Source organism: Chryseobacterium herbae (genome assembly GCF_025154075.1).
In the GTDB taxonomy this organism is placed as follows: domain Bacteria; phylum Bacteroidota; class Bacteroidia; order Flavobacteriales; family Weeksellaceae; genus Chryseobacterium; species Chryseobacterium herbae.
The window spans coordinates 230,420-249,893 of record NZ_JAOAMU010000005.1 but is presented as its reverse complement, the minus strand read 5'-3'; the positions used below and the strand labels follow the sequence as shown (position 1 = coordinate 249,893).

General features: G+C 38.3%; 21 protein-coding genes and 2 tRNA genes. 15 read left to right on the top strand and 8 right to left on the bottom strand.

The genetic code is table 11. From position 1 onward, the window contains the following. Positions 1-202: 202 nt before the first annotated feature. Complete coding sequence (locus tag N0B48_RS16465; protein ID WP_259839963.1) at positions 203-2,737, bottom strand: ATP-dependent Clp protease ATP-binding subunit; 2,535 nt, start codon at positions 2,735-2,737, stop codon at positions 203-205. Between the two features lie 152 nt (positions 2,738-2,889). Here N0B48_RS16465 and N0B48_RS16460 point away from each other — a divergent pair, with 152 nt between their 5' ends. Genes N0B48_RS16460 through N0B48_RS16440 form a run of 5 tightly spaced genes read left to right on the top strand, consistent with a single transcriptional unit; the run spans position 2,890 to position 6,543 of the window. After that, a complete protein-coding gene (locus N0B48_RS16460) occupies positions 2,890-3,114 on the top strand; it encodes a uroporphyrinogen decarboxylase (RefSeq protein ID WP_259839962.1) in 225 nt (74 codons plus the stop codon). Further along, entirely contained in the window at positions 3,114-4,220 is a 1,107-nt protein-coding gene (locus N0B48_RS16455) for a glycosyltransferase family 4 protein (protein ID WP_259839961.1), read from the top strand. The genes N0B48_RS16460 and N0B48_RS16455 overlap by 1 nt, the downstream gene beginning before the upstream one ends. 35 nt (positions 4,221-4,255) lie before the next feature. Continuing rightward, the gene (locus N0B48_RS16450; protein ID WP_259839960.1) at positions 4,256-4,675 is read left to right on the top strand and encodes a SufE family protein; all 420 of its coding nucleotides are present in this window, start codon (positions 4,256-4,258) and stop codon (positions 4,673-4,675) included. Positions 4,676-4,678: 3 nt separating this feature from the next. Continuing rightward, the gene (locus N0B48_RS16445) at positions 4,679-5,650 is read left to right on the top strand and encodes a glycosyltransferase family 9 protein (protein ID WP_259839959.1); all 972 of its coding nucleotides are present in this window, start codon (positions 4,679-4,681) and stop codon (positions 5,648-5,650) included. Continuing rightward, the gene (locus N0B48_RS16440) at positions 5,650-6,543 is read left to right on the top strand and encodes a glycosyltransferase family 2 protein (protein ID WP_259839958.1); all 894 of its coding nucleotides are present in this window, start codon (positions 5,650-5,652) and stop codon (positions 6,541-6,543) included. The genes N0B48_RS16445 and N0B48_RS16440 overlap by 1 nt, the downstream gene beginning before the upstream one ends. 59 nt (positions 6,544-6,602) lie before the next feature. Here N0B48_RS16440 and N0B48_RS16435 read toward each other — a convergent pair. From N0B48_RS16435 to N0B48_RS16425, 3 genes are all read right to left on the bottom strand, one after another. Continuing rightward, positions 6,603-6,677 (bottom strand) — tRNA-Val (locus N0B48_RS16435). A 35-nt stretch (positions 6,678-6,712) separates the two neighbouring features. Further along, a tRNA-Val gene (locus N0B48_RS16430) sits at positions 6,713-6,787 on the bottom strand. 41 nt (positions 6,788-6,828) lie between these two features. Further along, positions 6,829-8,073 (bottom strand): bifunctional folylpolyglutamate synthase/dihydrofolate synthase, encoded by a 1,245-nt coding sequence (locus tag N0B48_RS16425; RefSeq protein ID WP_259839957.1) that lies wholly within the window; start codon positions 8,071-8,073, stop codon positions 6,829-6,831. 97 nt (positions 8,074-8,170) lie between these two features. Here N0B48_RS16425 and N0B48_RS16420 point away from each other — a divergent pair, with 97 nt between their 5' ends. Genes N0B48_RS16420 through N0B48_RS16400 form a run of 5 tightly spaced genes read left to right on the top strand, consistent with a single transcriptional unit; the run spans position 8,171 to position 12,393 of the window. Then, a complete protein-coding gene (locus N0B48_RS16420) occupies positions 8,171-9,517 on the top strand; it encodes a TolC family protein (RefSeq protein WP_259839955.1) in 1,347 nt (448 codons plus the stop codon). 1 nt (position 9,518) lies between these two features. Further along, complete coding sequence (locus N0B48_RS16415; protein ID WP_259839954.1) at positions 9,519-10,118, top strand: SprT-like domain-containing protein; 600 nt, start codon at positions 9,519-9,521, stop codon at positions 10,116-10,118. Next, positions 10,112-11,194 (top strand): mannose-1-phosphate guanylyltransferase, encoded by a 1,083-nt coding sequence (locus tag N0B48_RS16410; RefSeq protein ID WP_259839953.1) that lies wholly within the window; start codon positions 10,112-10,114, stop codon positions 11,192-11,194. Before N0B48_RS16415 ends, N0B48_RS16410 begins: the two co-directional genes overlap by 7 nt. A 34-nt stretch (positions 11,195-11,228) precedes the next feature. Continuing rightward, complete coding sequence (locus N0B48_RS16405; protein ID WP_259839952.1) at positions 11,229-11,891, top strand: hypothetical protein; 663 nt, start codon at positions 11,229-11,231, stop codon at positions 11,889-11,891. Further along, on the top strand, positions 11,860-12,393 hold the full coding sequence (locus tag N0B48_RS16400) for a GNAT family N-acetyltransferase (protein WP_259839951.1): 534 nt from the start codon (positions 11,860-11,862) through the stop codon (positions 12,391-12,393). The genes N0B48_RS16405 and N0B48_RS16400 overlap by 32 nt, the downstream gene beginning before the upstream one ends. 177 nt (positions 12,394-12,570) lie before the next feature. On the opposite strand, the gene bcp is transcribed toward N0B48_RS16400, so the two are convergent. Beyond that, entirely contained in the window at positions 12,571-13,020 is a 450-nt protein-coding gene (gene bcp / locus N0B48_RS16395; RefSeq protein ID WP_259839950.1) for a thioredoxin-dependent thiol peroxidase, read from the bottom strand. A gap of 33 nt (positions 13,021-13,053) precedes the next feature. Here bcp and nth point away from each other — a divergent pair, with 33 nt between their 5' ends. After that, positions 13,054-13,674: an endonuclease III gene (gene nth, locus N0B48_RS16390; RefSeq protein WP_259839949.1), complete on the top strand. Its 621-nt coding sequence runs from the start codon at positions 13,054-13,056 to the stop codon at positions 13,672-13,674. A 32-nt stretch (positions 13,675-13,706) separates the two neighbouring features. Here the strand turns inward: nth and N0B48_RS16385 are convergent, their stop codons facing one another. Together N0B48_RS16385 and N0B48_RS16380 are read right to left on the bottom strand one after the other, a co-directional pair. After that, complete coding sequence (locus N0B48_RS16385; RefSeq protein ID WP_259839948.1) at positions 13,707-14,153, bottom strand: DinB family protein; 447 nt, start codon at positions 14,151-14,153, stop codon at positions 13,707-13,709. Positions 14,154-14,233: 80 nt separating this feature from the next. Continuing rightward, complete coding sequence (locus N0B48_RS16380; RefSeq protein WP_259839947.1) at positions 14,234-16,030, bottom strand: DUF885 domain-containing protein; 1,797 nt, start codon at positions 16,028-16,030, stop codon at positions 14,234-14,236. Positions 16,031-16,197: 167 nt separating this feature from the next. Between N0B48_RS16380 and N0B48_RS16375 the strand changes: the two genes are divergently transcribed. The 4 genes from N0B48_RS16375 to N0B48_RS16360 all read left to right on the top strand — a co-directional run bounded on the left by N0B48_RS16375 (position 16,198) and on the right by N0B48_RS16360 (position 18,936). Then, entirely contained in the window at positions 16,198-16,659 is a 462-nt protein-coding gene (locus N0B48_RS16375; protein ID WP_034724389.1) for a hypothetical protein, read from the top strand. A 170-nt stretch (positions 16,660-16,829) separates the two neighbouring features. Beyond that, a complete protein-coding gene (locus N0B48_RS16370) occupies positions 16,830-17,534 on the top strand; it encodes a MotA/TolQ/ExbB proton channel family protein (RefSeq protein WP_259839946.1) in 705 nt (234 codons plus the stop codon). Between the two features lie 82 nt (positions 17,535-17,616). After that, a complete protein-coding gene (locus N0B48_RS16365; RefSeq protein ID WP_259839945.1) occupies positions 17,617-18,015 on the top strand; it encodes an ExbD/TolR family protein in 399 nt (132 codons plus the stop codon). Positions 18,016-18,048: 33 nt separating this feature from the next. Next, complete coding sequence (locus N0B48_RS16360; protein ID WP_259839944.1) at positions 18,049-18,936, top strand: energy transducer TonB; 888 nt, start codon at positions 18,049-18,051, stop codon at positions 18,934-18,936. Positions 18,937-18,954: 18 nt separating this feature from the next. Here N0B48_RS16360 and N0B48_RS16355 read toward each other — a convergent pair whose 3' ends face one another. Further along, positions 18,955-19,344 (bottom strand): hypothetical protein, encoded by a 390-nt coding sequence (locus N0B48_RS16355; RefSeq protein ID WP_259839943.1) that lies wholly within the window; start codon positions 19,342-19,344, stop codon positions 18,955-18,957. Between the last annotated feature and the right edge of the window lie 130 nt (positions 19,345-19,474).

The window sequence follows — 19,474 nt, the reverse complement described above, 5'->3', positions numbered from 1 at the left end:
TTTTTATTTCCCACGGATCTCAAGGATTTGCACGGATAATTGTGCATATTTTTCTTTTTTGGTTGAAATAAAAAACATCAATAGGAACGGGCTTTAGCCCGTTTTATTTTTACCCATATTTGAGAACGGCTTTAGCCAAAACCTAAGAAAACAAAAAGCACCGGAACATTCCGGTGCTTTTCATTATAATGATATTATTTGTTTACGGTTGAGAAGACTTTTCAGTCGTCTTTTTCGGTTTTGAAGTCTTTCCGGTCAACGCGTCTTTAGCTTCATTTACCTCAAGAACTACGGTTTCTCCTTCATTTAATTGCTTGTTTACCAGCATTTCTGCCAATAGATCTTCAATATATTTCTGGATCGCACGTTTCAATGGTCTCGCACCGAAATCTTTATCCCATCCTTTTTCAGAAATAAAGTTTTTCGCATCTTCCGTTAGCTCTACTTTATAGCCTAGTTTTTCAAGTCTGCCATATAGTTTGTTCAGCTCGATATCGATAATTTTTTTGATATCATCCTGTACCAGAGAGTTGAAGATTACAATGTCATCAATTCTGTTTAGGAATTCCGGAGCAAATGCTTTTTTAAGGGCATTTTCAATCGTACTTCTCGCTCTTGTATCTGAACCGGTCTTTTTAGCAGAAGTTCCGAATCCTACACCATCCCCGAAATCTTTAAGATCTCTTGTTCCGATGTTTGAAGTAAGGATAATGATTGTATTTCTAAAATCAATTTTTCTACCTAAACTGTCCGTAACGTGACCTTCATCTAAGATCTGTAATAGAATATTGAATACATCAGGGTGAGCTTTTTCAATCTCATCCAGAAGAATCACAGCATAAGGTTTTCTTCTTACCGCTTCAGTCAATTGTCCACCTTCTTCATACCCAACGTATCCCGGAGGAGCTCCAACCAATCTTGAAACCGCAAATTTTTCCATGTATTCACTCATGTCGATTCGGATCAGAGATTCATCGGATTCGAAAAGCTCTCTTGCCATTACTTTAGCAAGCTCAGTTTTACCAACACCTGTTGTTCCAAGGAATATAAACGTACCAATAGGTCGGTTCGGATCTTTAAGACCAGCTCTGTTTCTCTGAATTGCCTTAACGACTTTTTTCACAGCTTCTTCCTGGCCGATCACTTTTCCGTTCAGTTTGTCATCCATCTGAGCTAATTTGTCAAGCTCATTTTTACCGACTTTCGTTACAGGAACACCACTCATCATAGAAACCACTTCAGCAACATTTTCTTCCGTTACGGTTTCTTTTTTCTCTTTTACATCTTTGTCCCACTTGTCCTGAGCTGAATTCAGTTCCATCTGTAGACGTTCCTCCTCATCTTTAAGCTTTCTCGCCTCAAGATAATCCTGAGCCTTAACCGCTTTCTGCTTCATTTCTTTGATGTCCTCAATTTTCTTTTCAAAATCAATGATTTCAGTCGGAACTTTCATGTTTTTAATATAAACACGTGAACCAGCTTCATCCAATGCATCAATAGCTTTATCCGGTAAGAAACGGTCTGTAATATATCTTGCTGTCAAATTGACACAAGCTAGAATCGCTTCAGGAGTATACACTACATTATGATGTTCTTCGTACTTATCTTTAATCTGATTCAGGATCTGAATGGTTTCCTCAATATTGGTAGGTTCCACCATTACTTTCTGGAATCTTCTTTCCAAAGCACCATCTTTTTCAATATACTGACGGTACTCATCCAGAGTTGTAGCACCGATACATTGAATTTCTCCCCTTGCCAAAGCCGGTTTGAACATATTGGATGCATCCAGACTTCCCGTAGAACTTCCTGCACCTACAATAGTGTGAAGCTCATCGATAAATAGGATGACGTCTCTGTTCTTTTCCAGCTCAGTCATGATCGCTTTCATTCTTTCTTCAAACTGGCCACGGTATTTTGTTCCGGCTACTAAACTCGCCAGATCCAAAGTAATGACACGTTTTCCGTAAAGAACTCTAGACACTTTCTTCTGCTGAATTCTCAAAGCCAGTCCTTCTGCAATCGCAGATTTACCAACTCCCGGTTCACCAATAAGAAGAGGGTTGTTTTTCTTTCTTCTCGATAAGATCTGAGAAACACGCTCAATTTCTTTTTCACGACCAATTACAGGGTCCAATTTTCCGTCTCTTGCCAAAGAAGTAAGATCTCTACCAAAGTTATCCAATGTAGGGGTTTTACTTTTTGCAGAGCCTAAATTTCCTGAAGGCTTTCTCATCTGCTCAAATTCCTCGCGGTCATCATCATCGTCATAAGCACTCATCTGTGGTGCCTGTCCGGAATTTTTAAGCATCGTCTGGTATTCCTTTGAAACTCCTTCATAGTCGATGTCATAAGCTCCTAAAATGTTTGAAGTAGGGTCCTCATATTTATAAAGAATGCCTAAAAGCAAATGAACGGTATTAATTTCATTGCTTTTATACTGTCTGCATTCTAACTCTGCACGTTTGATCGCATGGTCTGCCATCTTGGTGAAAGAAATATTAGTAACCTCCTCAGAAATAGGATTAAGACTTGCTGTATTTAAAGTTTCAATTTTTCTTCTGATTTGTGTTAAATCCGCATTAAGGTTTTGAAGGATTTCTTTTGCAGAGTTTTCCGTTTTTATAATACCTAAAAGTAGATGTTCTGTATTAAGAAATTCACTTTTCAGCCGTTTAGCTTCGCTTTTGCTTTGTTTGAACACTTGGCTCAAACCTTGTGAAAACTTATAATCCATAATATATCTCATTAGAATAATAGCAACAGTGCCAATTATTCATTATCTAAATTACAAATATTTTACCAAAAATCAATTAATGACTTTATGGCAGAAAAAATTTTATTATCTTATTGAAAATGATTAAGTTTGTTATCCTTTAAAATTTCCCCATGAATCCCGAAATTACTACTTATATCGGATATTCTGCATCAGTTTTTATAGTATTGAGTTTCATACTGAAAGATGTAAGAAAAATTAGAATTGTCAATATGATAGGCTGTATCTGTTTTGTCATTTATGGTATTTTTAATGGTTTGCTTTGGCCGGTTATCATTCCAAACGGACTGATTTGCTTTATTCAGGTCTATTATTTAATATTTGGCGGGAAAAAATAATGAAGAAGAAAATATTGACCTCTGCTTTCAGTAATCTATATACGGACCAAAGAATTGAGAAGGTTTGCAAGACCCTTTATGACAACGGCTATCCCGTAGAAGTCATCGGAAACGACTGGGGTGGCAGCGAAAAAATGGAACGTCCTTATCCTTTTTCAAGGATAGAATTAAAATCGACAAGTTTAAAAACGGCCTATTTTGAGTTCAACTGGAAATTATTTAAGCAGCTAAAGATAAAAGCCGATCAAAATACTATTCTTCACGCCAATGATATTGATGCGCTTCTTCCCAATTACCTGATTGCAAAAAAACTGAATATTCCTTTGGTTTTTGACAGCCATGAGATTTTTACAGAAATGCCGGCAATACAAAACAGGTTTTCGCAGAAATTCTGGAGAGTGCTGGAGGGAAATATCCTTCCCAAAATAGAATTCATGATGACGGAAAGTCAGAGCTATGCCGAATGGTTTCATGAAAAGTATAAGGTAGATGCTGTCGTGGTCAGGAATATTCCCAGAAAAATTCTGTCTGCTCCTGAAATTCCTGACAATCATCCTAAAATAATACTATATCAGGGCGCCGTAAACCAATCCAGAGGAATAGATAAAGTGATTCTTGCCATGCATTCCATTCACGATGCCGTTTTAAAAATTGCCGGAGACGGTCCTTTGAAAAAGACCTATGAAAATCTTGTTGTTCAGGAAAAACTACAGGAAAAAGTAATTTTTCTAGGAAAATTAAAACCGGAAAACCTGAGAGAAGTGACAAAAACGGCAGATGTAGGGTTCAGTCTTGAAGAAAATAATGGAGTGAGCTATTTTTACTCCCTTCCCAATAAAGTATGTGATTATATTCAGTCCCGGGTACCGCTTGTGATGATCAATTTCCCTGAAATGCAGCGCATTAAAAACCAGTTTGACATAGGAGAAATGGTTACTGATCACGAACCCGACACTATTGAAAAAGCAATTAACAGAGTGCTTAAAAGAGGGAGGAAGGATTATGGAAAAGAACTTGATAAAGCAGCAGATGTATTTTGCTGGGAAAATGAGGAAATGAAAATTTTACAGCTTTTTGAAAAAGCATCTCACAAATTATCTTTATAAAATTGGCTATCTTTGCAAAAGATAATTGTTAAAACATGACCATTAAAGAAAAACAGCAGGAAATAATTGACGAATTCGCGTTTCTTGATGACTGGGAACAGAAATATGAGTACATTATTGATCTTGGAAAAGAGCTAAAAGGTTTGCCCGAAGACAGAAAGACGGATGATAATCTCATCAAGGGCTGTCAGAGTAAGGTGTGGATCGATGCTGAATTCAAAGAAGGCAAGCTTTTTTTCGATGCTGATTCAGACGGGATTCTTCCAAAGGGAATTGTTTCTCTTTTGGTAAGTATTTACAGCGGTCATTCTACACAGGAAATTTTAGATTCTGATTTTGAATTCATTGCAGAGATCGGACTTCAGGAATTTCTTTCGCCATCCAGAGCAAACGGATTAATGGCGATGACCAAACAAATTAAATTTTACGCAGTTGCCTACCAGCTAAAATCTTAGCCTTTGACCAGAATTCTAGCATATCGTTTTTCCGCTTTCGGTGATGTCGCGATGACAGCACCTGTCTTCAGGGAGTTTCTGGAGCAGAATCCTGACGTGGAAATTATCATGGTTTCCAGAAAGAATTTCGAAAGTTTATTTTCTGATATTCCGAACGTTACATTTAAAGGGATTAATCTTGATGAATACAAAGGTTTCTTTGGATTGAGGAGACTCGCTAATGAGCTGATCAAAGAATTTAATCCTGATTTTATCGCCAATCTTCATGATGTAATCCGAACCAAAATCCTGGATAAGATCTACAGGAGAAAAGGACTTAAAGTCTTTAAAATCAATAAAGGAAAGGAAGAAAAGGAAGAGCTCACCGATGTCTGGAATCTGAAGAAAGTGCAGTTAAAAAAGACGGTGGAGCGCTATGCTGATGTTTTCCGTGCAATGGGTTTTAAAGTGGAACTGTCTAATAAACTGAGGCCGGCACCGGGAGAAAAATCCGGAATAGGTTTAGCTCCTTTCGCGCAACATAAAGGAAAGATGCTTCCTTTAGAAAAATCATACGAACTGGCCAGGATTCTGGCGCAAAAATATAAGATCTATTTCTTCGGTGGCGGGGAAAAAGAAACCGAAACCCTCGAAAAATGGGAAAGAGAAATCCCGAACACAAAAAGTCTTTCAGGAAAATTAAATCTCTCGGAAGAACTTCGCAAGATCTCAGAACTTGAGCTCATGATTTCCATGGATTCTGCCAATATGCACCTGGCGAGTCTTATGGGAACCAGATGTGTTTCTATTTGGGGCTCAACGCATCCTTATGCGGGGTTTTTAGGCTTTGGACAGAGTGAAAATGATGTGGTTCAGGTGAAAGATCTTACCTGCAGGCCCTGTTCCGTTTTTGGGGATAAAGAATGCTACCGTGGCGACTGGGCTTGTCTTGAAGAGCTCAATGTTCAGAAGATTGTTGAAAAAATCCAGTTATAATGGTGCTGTCGGTCTGTATTCCTGTATTTAATTTTGATGTCCGTGATTTGGTATCAGCTTTAAAAAAACAGATTGAAGCCGATGGAATCAGCGCAGAGATTATCCTGATCGATGACGCATCAGACGAAAGCTGTAAAAAAATGAATCATATACTTCAAAACGAAGTCAATCAATTTATTTTCCTTGAAAAAAATATAGGACGGTCCAGAATAAGGAATCTCTTCCAAAAATATGCGGCAGGGGAGTATCTGCTCTTTCTGGATTGCGACGGAAAAATAACAGAGGAAAATTTCTTAAAAAAATATACTGATTTTATCCAAAAGAACCCGGAGACCGAAGTTATTTACGGAGGAAGAAGTGTTTTAGAGGCCGCTCCGGATCGTGAAAATTATTTAAGGTGGAAATTTGCCGTAGAAAGAGAAAACCTGGCTGTAGAGCTTCGTTTGGGTAAACCTTATTTAAGTTTTCAGACCAATAATTTTATCATCAAAAAAGATACGTTTGAAAAGGTGTATTTCAATCCTGATTTTCAGAAATACGGGTATGAAGACCTTCTTTTTGCAATGGATTTAAAATCTGAGAACGTAAAAATTGATCATATTAACAACACGATCCTTAATAATGATCTGGAAAGCAATGCAGTCTATCTGGAAAAAGTGGTAGAATCTGTGGACAGTTTAGCTAAAATGCTCAAAGATGAAAGGCTTAATGCAAAATTGGCTGAAGTAAAATTAGTCAGATTGTACAGTCAGCTGCCTTTTAAATCTTGTATCAGATTCTTTTTAAGCGATAAAATGCTGTTGGGAGTAAAGAAAAAGCTTTTAAAAGGAAATGTTAATCTGCGATATCTTGATCTGTATAAATTAGGACTTCTCATGAAAAGCATGAAATAATCTCTTCAGATCTTAAGATTAGGTATTAAAAAAATCTCCCAGTTTCCTGAGAGATTTTGTGGGCCCTGAGGGATTCGAACCCCCGACCCTCTGGGTGTAAACCAGATGCTCTGAACCAACTGAGCTAAGAGCCCTGAACTTTTTTTGAAAGGCTTCAGTTACCTTTGTGTGGGCCCTGAGGGATTCGAACCCCCGACCCTCTGGGTGTAAACCAGATGCTCTGAACCAACTGAGCTAAGAGCCCCTATACTTGTTTCCTCGTTTAGAGTGGTGCAAATATACGACTTATTCGGAAATCTCCAAATTTTTTTCTAAAAATTCTCCTACTACAAAGTTACTTCCGCCGATAAAAATCATTTCTTCTTTTGTACATTGCTCTTTTGCAGAAAGATACGCTTCCTGCACAGAATCAAAAATTTTATAAGAAATTTTGGACTCCTGCAGCAAATTTTCATAGTCTTCGGGATGTCTTCCCCTGTTGATGGATGGTTTTGCAAAATAAAACTCAGAATTTTCAGGAAGAAGAGCCATCACTTCATCTATTTTTTTGTCAATGACAAAGCCCAGAATCACGTGCTTGTGCCGATCTATAGAATTAAGCTGAGAAAAAACATACTCCAGTCCGGCCTGGTTGTGGCCAGTATCACAAATGGTAAGCGGATCTTGAGAAAACTCAAACCAGCGACCAATAAACCCCGTATTTTGATGCACATGAAGCAGTCCGTTCTCTATATTTTCATCAGAAATACTGATATTCAGCTTTTTTAATTCTTCAACCAGGGCAAGAACAACGCGGATGTTTTTCTTCTGATAATTCCCTTTAAGATCAGAAGCAAGGTCCGTTTGTAAGGTTGTAGCGTCAATAAACGGTGCATTTTCAAGTTTAGCCTTCTGTCTGATGATATTTTTAACCGTATCCGTTTCTTCTCCGGAAATAATGGGAATATGAGTCTTGATAATGCCTGCTTTTTCTGATGCGATCTCTTCGATTGTGTCTCCTAAAATGTTCTGGTGATCCAATTGTACATTGGTAATAGCAGCGAGAAGAGGCTGAATGATATTCGTGGAATCCAGTCTTCCGCCAAGCCCAACTTCAATAATGGCAAAATCTACCCCTTGCTGATAAAAGTATTCAAAAGCCATAATGGTGGTAAATTCAAAAAAGGAGGGAAGGATATCTTCGGGAAGGGTTTTCAGTTTTTGAATGAAATCATAGATAAACTTTTTATCGCAGTTTTTCCCGTTGACTTTGATGCGTTCCGTGAAGTCGATAAGGTGCGGAGAGTTGTATAAACCTACTTTATAACCGGCATCCTGTAAAACAGAAGCCAGCATATTACTCGAAGATCCTTTACCATTGGTCCCTCCGATATGGATGCATTTTATCTTTTCCTGAGGATTGCCGAAAAAATCACACAGCTTTGTAATATTTTCTAACCCAGGTTTATAGGCCTTCAGCCCGTCGATCTGATAGTTGGGAGCCTGTACGAAAAGCCAGTCTACAGCTTCCTGATATTGTCCGTTTGTCATGATGCAAAATTCACAAAAGTTTTTTTAAAATAAAATATTAATTATTAAAACTGTAACTTTTTTATATTTGGCTCGTCTAATATTGAAAATTATTAATATGAAAAAAGTTTGGATTATCGTTTTTGGATTAAGCTGTCTGGGCCTGAGTGCTCAGAAGAAATGGTCCTTAAGAGAATGTGTAGACTATGCCGTAGAGCATAATCTTCAGGTTATCCAAAATCAATATTCTAAACAGATCCAGGATTCAAACCTTAAAATGGCCAAAAATCAGTATCTGCCCTCAGTATCCGCAAGTATGTCTAACAATGTGAGTTTCGGGCAGACTTCATTTGGAACAGGAAGTTTGAGGAATGACAGGTTCAGTAACAGTGCTAATCTGGGAGCGGATATTTTACTGTATAACAATGGGAGACTGGAGAAAACTGTCAGAAAAACCCAGTTTGATGTAGAAGCCAGCCAATATGATGTGGAAACGATCAAAAATGATATTTCCCTTCAGATTGCACAACAATATCTTACCACCCTCCTGAATAGAGAAATCGTAAAGATCTCGGAGAGCGCTGTTGAAAATGCCCAAAAGCAATACGACAGAGCAAAAATTACAACTCAGGTTGGAACTACAGCTCAGACCATTCTTGCGGAAGCAGAAGCAGCATTGGCGAGAGAGAAGCAAAACCGCAAGACTGCTGAAATTAACGTTGGCAGAAGTCTTTTTGCCATGGCACAGCTCTTACAGCTTCCCGATTATAAAGATTTTGATATTGAATATGTGGAGGTTCCTGATCAACTGGAACAACCATTAAAATCAGTGGATGAAGTTCTTACCACGGCTTTTGAAAATCAACCTCAGGTTAAAGCCGCACAAAGCAGGATCAATTCTGCCTTAGCACAAACAGAAGTAAGTAAAACGGCTTTCTGGCCTACGCTTACAGGAAGTGTGGGAATAGGAAGTTTTTACAACAATCTTTTAACCACTAATACCACAGGTGTTGATGCGACAGGGAATCTTGTGATGGAAAGAAATTTATTCGGTCAGTATAAAGATAACTTTGGACAGAATGCCAGTATTTCATTGAATGTTCCGATTTTCAATAAAGGAAACACCAAGCTGCAGGTAGAACAGTCTAAAATCAATGAAAGCGTAGCTAAGATCACGCTGGAGCAGCAGAAGCAGACGGTAAGACAGAATGTACAAAAGGCCCAGTTTGACGTGGATGCCAATTATGAGACCTTCCTTTCGGCAGTAGAAACAGAGAAGAGTACAAAACTTGCTTTAGAATTTGCTGACAAAAGTTACACCGCAGGAAGAACCACTATTTACGATGTTAATGTTGCGAGAAATAACTATGCAAACGCACAGGGATCCGTGGCACAGGCGAAGTACAATTATCTTTTCAGTCTTAAATTGCTGAATTTCTATGCAGGAATTCCATTAACTTTGTAAAATGTCTATCCAGTCATTAGAAAAATATTTACCTCAAAATACACTAAAATACTTAAGGGTTTGGTTTGCAGATTACTTTATTCACATAAAAGTTACACGCAGCCGGAACTCCAAACTGGGAGATTACAGAAAACTTCCGGATAAATCCCATGAAATAACGGTGAATTCAACATTGACTCCACCGCTTTTTTTCTTTGTGCTTACCCACGAACTGGCCCATCTGATCGCTTTTGAGAAATATGGACGCAGAATATCGCCACACGGCATTGAGTGGAAAGAAACGTTCAAAAACATGCTTCTCGAAAGCCTTGAAGTCTATGATGAAGATCTGAAGCCCATTATCATCCGATTTTCAAAATCTCCAAAAGCCAATTTTATGGCTAGCCCGGATCTTGTAAGATATTTTCATACTGAAAAACAAGATGATAGGCTGCACTTTATAGAAGAACTTCAAAAAGGAGAATATTTTATCTACCGGAACGAAAAGTATTTATTAGAAGGTCTGATTAAAAAAAACTATCTTTGTAAGAACCTGGCTACGGGAAGGAAGTATTCTTTCAAGCCTCTGGCAAGGGTCGAAAAATGTAGGCAAGAATGTTAAAATCAGATAGATACTGTGTCATCATGGCGGGAGGAATCGGGAGCCGGTTCTGGCCTATGAGTACACAGAAATTTCCAAAACAGTTTCAGGATATTTTAGGAATCGGGCGTACTATGATTCAGCAGACGTATGACAGAATCAGCCGTATCATTCCTAAGGAACAGATATTCGTAATCACGAATAAAGAATACGTTGCGCTTTCCCACCAGCAGCTTCCGGAAATTCCTGAAGAAAATATTGTGGGCGAACCTCTGATGAAAAATACAGCGGCATGCAACCTGTACATGGCGAACAAGATTGCTGAGATAAATCCTGATGCCACGATGATCGTACTTCCGGCGGATCATTTGATCTTAAAAGAAGAAGTATTTCTGGAGAAAGTAGAACTGGCTTTTGATCTTGCTGCAAAGCATGACTATCTGGTCACTTTAGGGATTACGCCTACCAGACCGGATACCGGATACGGATATATTCAGTTTGTAGAAAAGAAAAGTTCAGATTATTTCAAAGTAAAAACATTTACGGAAAAACCTATTCTTGAAATTGCCCAAAGCTTCCTTGAAAGCGGAGATTTTCTATGGAACGCAGGGATATTTATCTGGAATGTGAAAAGCATTCATCATGCATTTGAACTCTATCTTCCAGAAATGATGCAGCACTTTATGGCTTGCGAATACAATTCCGAAAAAGAAGACAGCTGCATTGAGACCATTTACCCGAAAGTACAGAAAATTTCTATCGATAACGGAATTCTGGAAAAGGCGAAAAATGTATATGTAATTCCATCGGATCTGGGCTGGAGTGACCTTGGAACCTGGACTTCCGTATACGAAAACACTGAAAAAGATAAAAACGGAAACGCGGTGAAACTGAAGCATTTCCTCAATTATAATTCCAAAAGGAATATCATCAGACTGAAGAACAACAACAAAGCCGTAATCATCGATGGCCTTGAAGATTTTATTATCGTTGATACAGATAAAGCATTGCTGATCTGTCCAAGAGACAATGATCAATTGATTAAAGACTACGTTCTTGATCTGAAAAGTTTCAAGAAAGGAGATAAGTTCATGTAAAAATAATGGCTAACTTTCTGCTGATTTTTGAATTATGATAAAAACCGCAACACGATCAACCATTTTTTTGTTTCTGCTTCTTGGGTTTCTGGGATTTTCTCAGAACAAGAAAAATTTTTCCAGTATCCCGAATATTTTGCAACAGATCATTCCGAATGAAAGGATAGATTCCTGGGTTTTGGTATACAACAGTTATGGGAAAAATCAGGAGATCAGAACTTCAGGCGGAAAAAAAGACTATACACCACAATTTTCCGGCTTTAATTTATTCCCTACAGAAGACAGCTTTTACTATATCGTTTATGCTACAGGCGGAAAAATGAATTACATCACGGATCTTGAAGGTTTGAGGAAGTTCGTCGGGAAAATTGACAATGCAGAAGAAGCGGCTATCATTCTGACAGCTGATGGATACATGGTAGACGAGGAATTTAAAGACGTTGCGGGCAATTATTATGAAGATGCTGCCAGTTATTATCTCGATCTAGGGAAACTTACCTCAAAAGAATGTCCTTACCAGAAAACACATTATACGCTGACCGTCAATAAGTCTTCAGGAACTGTTTCCAACGTGAAAGACAACGGAACTTATATTGAACTTTACAATAAAAAGTGTGCGAATAATCCAAGGCTTTTAAAAATTCAGAAAAAAGAAGAACCCAAAGATGACCCAAAGAAATCTACCAAACGAAAATAGCGTTTACGAAACAGAAAGACTGATTATCCAGCCTGTATCGGTGGATGACAGAGAATTTATTTTTGAACTTTACAACAGACCGAAGTTTATTCAGTATATCGGCGATCGCGGGGTAAACAGCCTTGCTGATGCTGAAAACTATATTAAAAACAGGTTTCTTCCCCAGTTTGAAAAATGCGGCTTCGGAAATTATTTGGTGCTGACAAAAGATAAAGGCGAAAAAATAGGCGCAGTAGGAATTTTTGAAAGAGAAGGACTTGATGTCGTAGATATAGGATTTTCCCTGCTGGAAGAATTTGAAGGGAAGGGATATGCCTATGAAGCGGCTCAGAAGGTAAAATCGATCGGGATGGATATCTTTGGTCTGACGAAAATCTCTGCGATCACTTCAAAAGATAATTTTTCATCACAAAGCCTCATTAAAAAACTGGGCCTGGAATTCAAAAACTATGTAACTCTTCCCAATGACGATGAAGAGTTGATGTACTTCGAAACCAAATAAATTGTAATATCAGGAAGTCTGAAGCTGGAAGAGGGAAGTTATTGAGATCTGAAGCATAATTGCATCATAAACTTTATTATTTTTTTAAACGATGTCATCAAATTTTACGATGACTGTTTAAAATAATGCCCAATACTACTTCCATCATCCCTCTTCCAGCTTCCAATCCTGTAATTTCTATCCTTCCAGAATCTGGTCAGCCGCAGTTTTAGACGTAACTTTCTCAATTACTCTTGTGCAGATTCCGTTTTCATCAAAAATAAATGTGGTTCTTACAATCCCCATATATGTTTTTCCGAATGTTTTCTTTTCCTGCCAAACCCCGAATTTTTCGATAGCATCGTGATTCTCATCGGCGAGAAGATCATATGGAAAAGCAAATTTACTGTGGAAGTTTTTCTGCTTTTTTACACTGTCTCTGCTTATACCCAATAATTGAAATCCGGCTTTTTTAAGCTTTGAGTAATTGTCACTCAGGTTGCAGGCTTCCACGGTACACGTTGGTGTGCTGGCCTGAGGATAAAAGAAAACGACTAATTTCTTTCCGATCAGTTTTGATGAGGTTATGGGTTCACCATCCTGATTTGTTCCTTCAAATTCAGGTAATTTATCTCCAACTTTCAGCATAATGAATTAATTTTGTTCAAATTTAATGGTTAAATGACAAAAAAGCAAAGAGCTGAGCTCGTTCAGAACGAACTGGAGAAATTATATCCCACCACACCTGTTCCTTTGGATCATACCGATCCTTACACCTTAATGGTTGCTGTAGCACTTTCTGCACAGACAACCGATAAAAAAGTGAATCAAGTGACTCCCCATCTTTTCGAGGTAGCCGGAACTCCGCAAAGGATGGCGAGACTGGAAGAATTTGAAATTAAAGAACTCATCAAAGAAATAGGATTGTCCAATACAAAAGCAAAAAACCTGAAAAGAATGGCCGAGCTTTTACTGGAAAGACATGATGGTATCGTTCCTCAAACTTATGAAGAGCTGGAAGCACTTCCCGGAGTAGGGCATAAAACCGCTTCTGTGGTGATGAGCCAGGCTTTCGGATTTCCTGCTTTTCCGGTGGACACCCATATTCACAGGCTGATGACGCAATGGAAACTTACTTCAGGGAAAAACGTTGTAGAAACGGAGAAAGATGCGAAGTCTATATTTCCTGAAGAAGCATGGAATAAGCTTCACCTGCAGATTATTTTCTACGGAAGAGAGTATTCACCCGCCAGAGGAAAAGGGGAGAAGGACTTTCTTACGAAAATGATGTTTGAAAAGTAGAAATGTATTTCTTCTATAAGCTTTTTTGTATTTTATAGATCAAGCAGTCTTCTGTGATAATTGATCTGGCCCAGATGATAGTCCAGATGGGTAATCAGGTGGATGAGAAAGTATCCTGTAGTCATTTTATCTTCAAAAACGACAAGAGGATATTCCTTTTCAAGGTCTTCCGGAGTCAACTGGCTGAGGACTTGATCAACCATGGCTGTAGTGGCTTCTGCCATTGCTAAAAGTTCTGTCTGAGGAATATCTTTCAGTGAAAATTCCAGCTCCCGGTTTCTGACATAGCCGGTTTTTCCAAGCTCAGCACCAATGAAGTTGTTAAGGTTTCCAACCAGATGGAGGCATAGATTTCCGGCTGAATTGGTAATGTTTTGGTCGGTTTTCCAGATCGAAGCTTCATTCTGATAGGATTCTATTTCAGTTTTTAGTTTATTCAAATCTCTGTTATAAAGAGATCTCAGGCTTTCTATGATCATTGTAATAAAGTTAAATTAAAAAAGATGGGACATTAAAATTAATCATCCCATCTCTATTATTTTTATTTTTTTATATAAATCTATTGCTGCTTCTTAGCCCAAAGATCCATCTTCCTGTTTAAAACATCCAATGGAAGACATCCCTGACTTAAGATCTCATCATGGAAGCTTGCTAAATTAAACTTCTTGCCAAGCTCTTTCTGATACTTTTCTCTAAGCTCACGGATTCTCAACGATCCGATTTTGTAACCTAACGCCTGTCCCGGCATTGCCATATATCTTTCCACCTCTGCCGTAGCGCTGGCTTCATCATAAGAAATATTGCTCAGGAAATATTTAATAGCTTCCTCTCTAGTCATAGTTCCGGTATGAATTCCGGTATCTACGACCAATCTTACCGCTCTCAGCATCTGATCGCTCAGGTAACCCATTTTCTGGTAAGGGTCTGTGTAAAGACCAAATTCAGGTCCAAGAGTCTCACAATAGTGCGCCCAGCCTTCTCCATACGCTCCAAACCATCCAAATCTCATGAATTTAGGAAGCTTGGTGTTTTCCTGCTGAAGAGAAACCTGATAATGGTGTCCCGGTATCGCTTCGTGAAGGAAAAGAGATTCCATCCCTGAAGTCACATTGAATTTAGTTGGGTCAGGAAGCGGCATATAAAATATTCCCGGTCTTTTTCCATCCGGAGTTCCCTGGATATACTCTGCGCTGGCACTTGCTTCCCTGAATTTTTCCGTTTGTCTGATCTCAAACTTCGTTTTCGGCGATACGCTGAACATTGTTTTCAGCTTAGGAGTAATCTTCGCTAAAATACCGTTAAATCCATTTAAAACCTCCTTAGATGTCTTATACGGCATCGCTTTAGGATCTGTTTTTACAAAATTGATAAACTCTTCCAGTGTTCCGGAAAAACCGACCTGCTGTTTTACTTTCTCCATTTCAGCACGAAGCATAGCGACCTGTTGAAGCCCGATTTTATTGATTTCCTCTGGTGATTTCTTGGTTGTCGTCCAGCTTTTAGCATAATACCTGTAGATCTCATTTCCGTTCGGAAGACTGTTGTAGCCATCCGTGTCTCTTGCTTTTGGCAGATATTCCTTCTCCAGGAATGTGCCCATTTTGGTATAAGCCGGAATGATCTTTTTGGTGATCGCTTCTGCATAAAGCGCGGAATATTTATCTTTCTGAGCCTGGGTAAAGCTTTTCGGGAAATTTTTTACCGGGCCGTAGAAAATATTTTTATCCATATCAGCCGTTGTGATCTCTTCTGCTCTCATCTGAGGGATCATTTTAACGACCAGTTTTTTAGGAAGGACCACTTTATTGGTGATTCCTTCACGGAAATTGTCAGCAGCTGCATTCATCCATTCCGGGAATTTTTCCATTCTTTTCAGCCAGTCGATGTAGTCTTTTTCTGTTTTAAAAGGCTGACTTCCTTCGCCGCTTCCATACAGAGGAAAATTCAGGGGAAGTCCTCCAAACTGCGTGAAAGGAATATATTCCGGGTGATAGGCATAGGCCTCGATTTTATCTTTTAAAGTATAATCCAGGACATCGTAAACTACTTTTTCTTCATCCGAAAGTCCTTTGTAATCAACGCTTTCCAGCTGTTTTTGTACAGAATTGTAAAAAGCAACCTCTCCGGAAATAAAATCCTTGTCAATATTGATCGGAAGCTGGTCGTTGTATCTTGTATCTCCCTGAGAAGTAGCTTCTAAAGGATATAATTTCAGATACTGCTCATAATACCTGGATGCAATGGAATCCATATTCGTAGGTGTCACCTTCGTCAGGGGAGAATCGGATTTTTTGCAGGAAGCAAGGCTGATCACCAGTCCAAGTCCTACAATACCTTTTGATAAAATGTTTTTCATTTTCAGAATCTTTATGCAGCAAAAGTAAGTATTATTGACATATACGGAATGATCAATCATAATGATTTAAAAAAATAATTTTCAAAATATTTTCAACTTTGAATCAATTTTTTATCTTTGTCTAAAACGTTTAACAATCATATTATTACAGCTCTTTTTAAGAAATAATGAAAGGGATTTTAAAAATTTACCATCCGGAGGAGACTCTAAAATACAATATTAGAAACACTTATTGTAAAGCGGTCTACAGCAACCAACAACATTTATTAGAGGTTGAAATTATAACGGATGACAGTTTGGATCATGTAGATGATGATTCATTACAGTACAACTTTCCGCAGCTTTCACTTGAAATTTTCGATTTTCCTATCGAATCGAAGGAAATTGAAGGAAAAGTGATCAGGATTAATGATTCTGAAGAAGAAACCTACACGGAAGTGGATTTATTCGACGACGATGATGCCTTTATCTACGATAATGAGCTTCAGTTTGAGAAAAATGAAGAAGGTGAACTTCAGGTCATATGGAAGGGTACTATCGACGATTTCTATACGGGATCTGATACACCGATCCCATTCCGTTTAAAATGCGAATTTACACAGGATGACATTGATGTAGGCGAGGAATAGCCACTTTTTCATCCTTTTTATATCAAATTTCTTTTCAAATTTTCTTTTGGAGAGAAATTTGCTGTCTCTAAATCATAACAAACTTTAAGTTGTTTTTAAGCATTTTTTAAGAGAGCAATTCATAATATTCCACTACATTTGTCGTTAAATTTTTATAAAAATTCACATTAATGCTGTTAACGGAACTTACTCAGATTTTATTTGCACAGATTACTGCTCCTGCAGTTGCAACAGACGATTTAGAATTTTCATTTTGGAAGATCATGTTCCACGGAGGGGCTTTCGCTAAAATAGTGATGTTTGTCGTTCTGGCTTTAGGTGTGTTTTCGCTATACCTGTTTTTTGAACGTTTCTTCTTTATTAAAAGGCTGACTTCAAAAACAGATGCTAATTTCATGGAGAATATTGAAGATTTTATCAAAGAAGGAAAGATAGAGTCGGCTGCAGATTATGCAAAAAAGCAGAACTCTCCTGAAGGCAGAATTCTGGAAAAAGGAATTTCAAGACTGGGACGTCCTGTTTCTGACATTGTAAGTGCCATGGAATCCCAGGCACAGATAGAGGTAGCCAATATGGAAAGGAATCTGAACCTTCTAGCTGTGGTACCAAGTATCGCGCCGATGCTGGGACTTTTGGGAACGGTTATAGGGATGATTATAGCATTCTTCAACCTTTCTCATGCAACGGGATCTTTCTCGCCAAAAACATTGTCTGAAGGTATTTATACGGCATTGGGACAGACGGCGGTAGGTTTGGCGGTAGCCATTCCAGCTAACTTTTTCTACAATATTCTTTTAACGAGAATTGACAGATTTGTATTGAAAGCACAGAATATGTCCGGAGAATTTTTAGACCTTATCAACAAACCTTTATAAATCTTTCTTATGAAATCGCTTCCTAGAATGTTTTCAAACAGTAGCGATTCCATCTGACCGTTAAAAAAAGAAAAGTAAAAAGATGAAAATTCAGAGAAGAAATAAAGCGAATCCCGAATTCAGTTTGGCAGCGATGACCGATGTTATCTTGCTGATGCTGATATTCTTTATGATCACTTCATCCGCCGCCAATCAAAGTGCGATTGATGTAAAGTTGCCTAAAGCGGGAGCGGTTGAAGATAATATTCCTAATCCTTTGACGGTAAGTATTAAACCGGACGGAACGTATTTTGTAGATGATAATCCTGTGACAAGAGACCAGCTGGAATCTGTCATTGTCAGTAAATTAACAGATCAAACGAATAGATCTTTTACTATTCGGGCGGATGAAAATACGATGCACAAAGATGTTGTCTTTGTGATGGAAATTGCTGAAAAAAATAAATTTAACATTGCGATTGCAACCGTTAAAGATAAATAGTGACTCCGAAACAGTCGGAAAGAATCATTTAAAATGAAAAGTTACACGGTAAACAAAAACGAGCAAAACAAAGACAGGATAAAAAGTGCAGTACTTTCTATCCTTATCTGGTCTGGAATCCTGCTTTTTGTTTTTCTTTATAAACTAAAGCCGGAACTGGATAAGCAGTCTGATGAAGTCGTTACAACGATGCTCGTTAATTTCGGTGATAACAGAAATGGGAAAGGGATTGAAGAGCCGGCAGATCAGCCGGGAAGTCTTGCTGCAGCCACTGAAGAAGTAACTCCTGAACCTGTTGAAACGGCCGTGCCTGAAACGAAAACGGTCATAAAACCTGAACCAGCACCTGAACCCAAGAAAGCAGAGGTGAAGGAAAAGGTGATTACAGGAAGTAATTCGAAGGTAAGCATTCCTAAGAAAGAAGAATCCAAGAAAGCCGATAAGAAGACCGCCACGAGTGCAAGCGCTTCAAAAAATACTAAGAAATCCGGAGCCACAACCGCCAATTCTAAAACCGGAAACGGGGATGGAAAAGGAACAGCAGCCATCGGAAACCTGATCAGAGGAAGAGGAACAAAAGCCGGAAGTCAGGGAACTGGTGAAGGAATCGGAAATGCAGGAGATCCATTAGGAGGAGACGGAAACGGAGACAGTAAAGTAGGAATCGACAGAAAGCTGATTGGTTATATTCCCGGAACCATGGGAAGAGGGGGTGCACAGCCTAGTAACAGTTGTACGGCAAGCGGAACCATCACCATTGCCTATACGGTGGATAAAGCTGGAAATGTAGTCTCTGCCAAAAGATCGGGAGGAACATCGGATCCCTGTATATCTTCTACAGGAGTTTCCTGGGTTAAGAAATATGTAAAAGCGGAAAAGGCAAGCACATCCTCCACCGGATCTTATAAAATTACATTCTAAAATACAAAAGCACTTTATTCAAGTGCTTTTTTTTATTTCGTTGATTCTGTTAATAACAGGAAGTGCAAAAATTCCGCTAGTTTGAAGATACAACTCGTAGAACGTTTTTGCTTTATCTAAAAACTCATTATTTTTTTCTCCTCTGCCTTTAAAATAGAAAAGATTCCCCAGCATTTCGTAATAATCTTTATGATCTCTTTCCTGTCTTTCGTTGACGATTTCTATAATTTCCTCTTTTGTTTTTGAGGCAAGTGTAGTAAAATCAAATTTGAAAATGTCTCTCATTAAAGACTCAAAGTCTAATTCTTTCTGCATTAAACTTTCTTCAGGCTTGTCTAAAATCAGTTTTTCCAGTGCTTGGGTTAACTGACGTATTAATCTTAAGGTGAATTCTTTATCTGTGATCATAAATTTGAAGTTTATATTTTAAAGTTAATGATGGCTTCTGATAAATGCTGAACGGTGGCTTCGAGTGCCTCAGCCACCCAGAAGATTTAATCGTGACTTTTTGATGATGTTTTATTATTAAATATTTTTA

Excerpts from the sequence above, each read along its gene's own strand:
- N0B48_RS16355 (WP_259839943.1), bottom strand. The coding sequence starts at position 19,344 with ATGATCACAGATAAAGAATTCACCTTAAGATTAATACGTCAGTTAACC.
- bcp (WP_259839950.1), bottom strand. The coding sequence starts at position 13,020 with ATGCTGAAAGTTGGAGATAAATTACCTGAATTTGAAGGAACAAATCAG.
- N0B48_RS16440 (WP_259839958.1), top strand. The coding sequence starts at position 5,650 with ATGGTGCTGTCGGTCTGTATTCCTGTATTTAATTTTGATGTCCGTGAT.
- N0B48_RS16415 (WP_259839954.1), top strand. The coding sequence starts at position 9,519 with ATGTCTATCCAGTCATTAGAAAAATATTTACCTCAAAATACACTAAAA.
- N0B48_RS16370 (WP_259839946.1), top strand. The coding sequence starts at position 16,830 with ATGCTGTTAACGGAACTTACTCAGATTTTATTTGCACAGATTACTGCT.
- N0B48_RS16460 (WP_259839962.1), top strand. The coding sequence starts at position 2,890 with ATGAATCCCGAAATTACTACTTATATCGGATATTCTGCATCAGTTTTT.
- N0B48_RS16365 (WP_259839945.1), top strand. The coding sequence starts at position 17,617 with ATGAAAATTCAGAGAAGAAATAAAGCGAATCCCGAATTCAGTTTGGCA.
- N0B48_RS16450 (WP_259839960.1), top strand. The coding sequence starts at position 4,256 with ATGACCATTAAAGAAAAACAGCAGGAAATAATTGACGAATTCGCGTTT.
- nth (WP_259839949.1), top strand. The coding sequence starts at position 13,054 with ATGACAAAAAAGCAAAGAGCTGAGCTCGTTCAGAACGAACTGGAGAAA.
- N0B48_RS16375 (WP_034724389.1), top strand. The coding sequence starts at position 16,198 with ATGAAAGGGATTTTAAAAATTTACCATCCGGAGGAGACTCTAAAATAC.
- N0B48_RS16360 (WP_259839944.1), top strand. The coding sequence starts at position 18,049 with ATGAAAAGTTACACGGTAAACAAAAACGAGCAAAACAAAGACAGGATA.
- N0B48_RS16465 (WP_259839963.1), bottom strand. The coding sequence starts at position 2,737 with ATGGATTATAAGTTTTCACAAGGTTTGAGCCAAGTGTTCAAACAAAGC.
- N0B48_RS16420 (WP_259839955.1), top strand. The coding sequence starts at position 8,171 with ATGAAAAAAGTTTGGATTATCGTTTTTGGATTAAGCTGTCTGGGCCTG.
- N0B48_RS16425 (WP_259839957.1), bottom strand. The coding sequence starts at position 8,073 with ATGACAAACGGACAATATCAGGAAGCTGTAGACTGGCTTTTCGTACAG.
- N0B48_RS16410 (WP_259839953.1), top strand. The coding sequence starts at position 10,112 with ATGTTAAAATCAGATAGATACTGTGTCATCATGGCGGGAGGAATCGGG.
- N0B48_RS16455 (WP_259839961.1), top strand. The coding sequence starts at position 3,114 with ATGAAGAAGAAAATATTGACCTCTGCTTTCAGTAATCTATATACGGAC.
- N0B48_RS16385 (WP_259839948.1), bottom strand. The coding sequence starts at position 14,153 with ATGATCATAGAAAGCCTGAGATCTCTTTATAACAGAGATTTGAATAAA.
- N0B48_RS16400 (WP_259839951.1), top strand. The coding sequence starts at position 11,860 with ATGACCCAAAGAAATCTACCAAACGAAAATAGCGTTTACGAAACAGAA.
- N0B48_RS16405 (WP_259839952.1), top strand. The coding sequence starts at position 11,229 with ATGATAAAAACCGCAACACGATCAACCATTTTTTTGTTTCTGCTTCTT.
- N0B48_RS16380 (WP_259839947.1), bottom strand. The coding sequence starts at position 16,030 with ATGAAAAACATTTTATCAAAAGGTATTGTAGGACTTGGACTGGTGATC.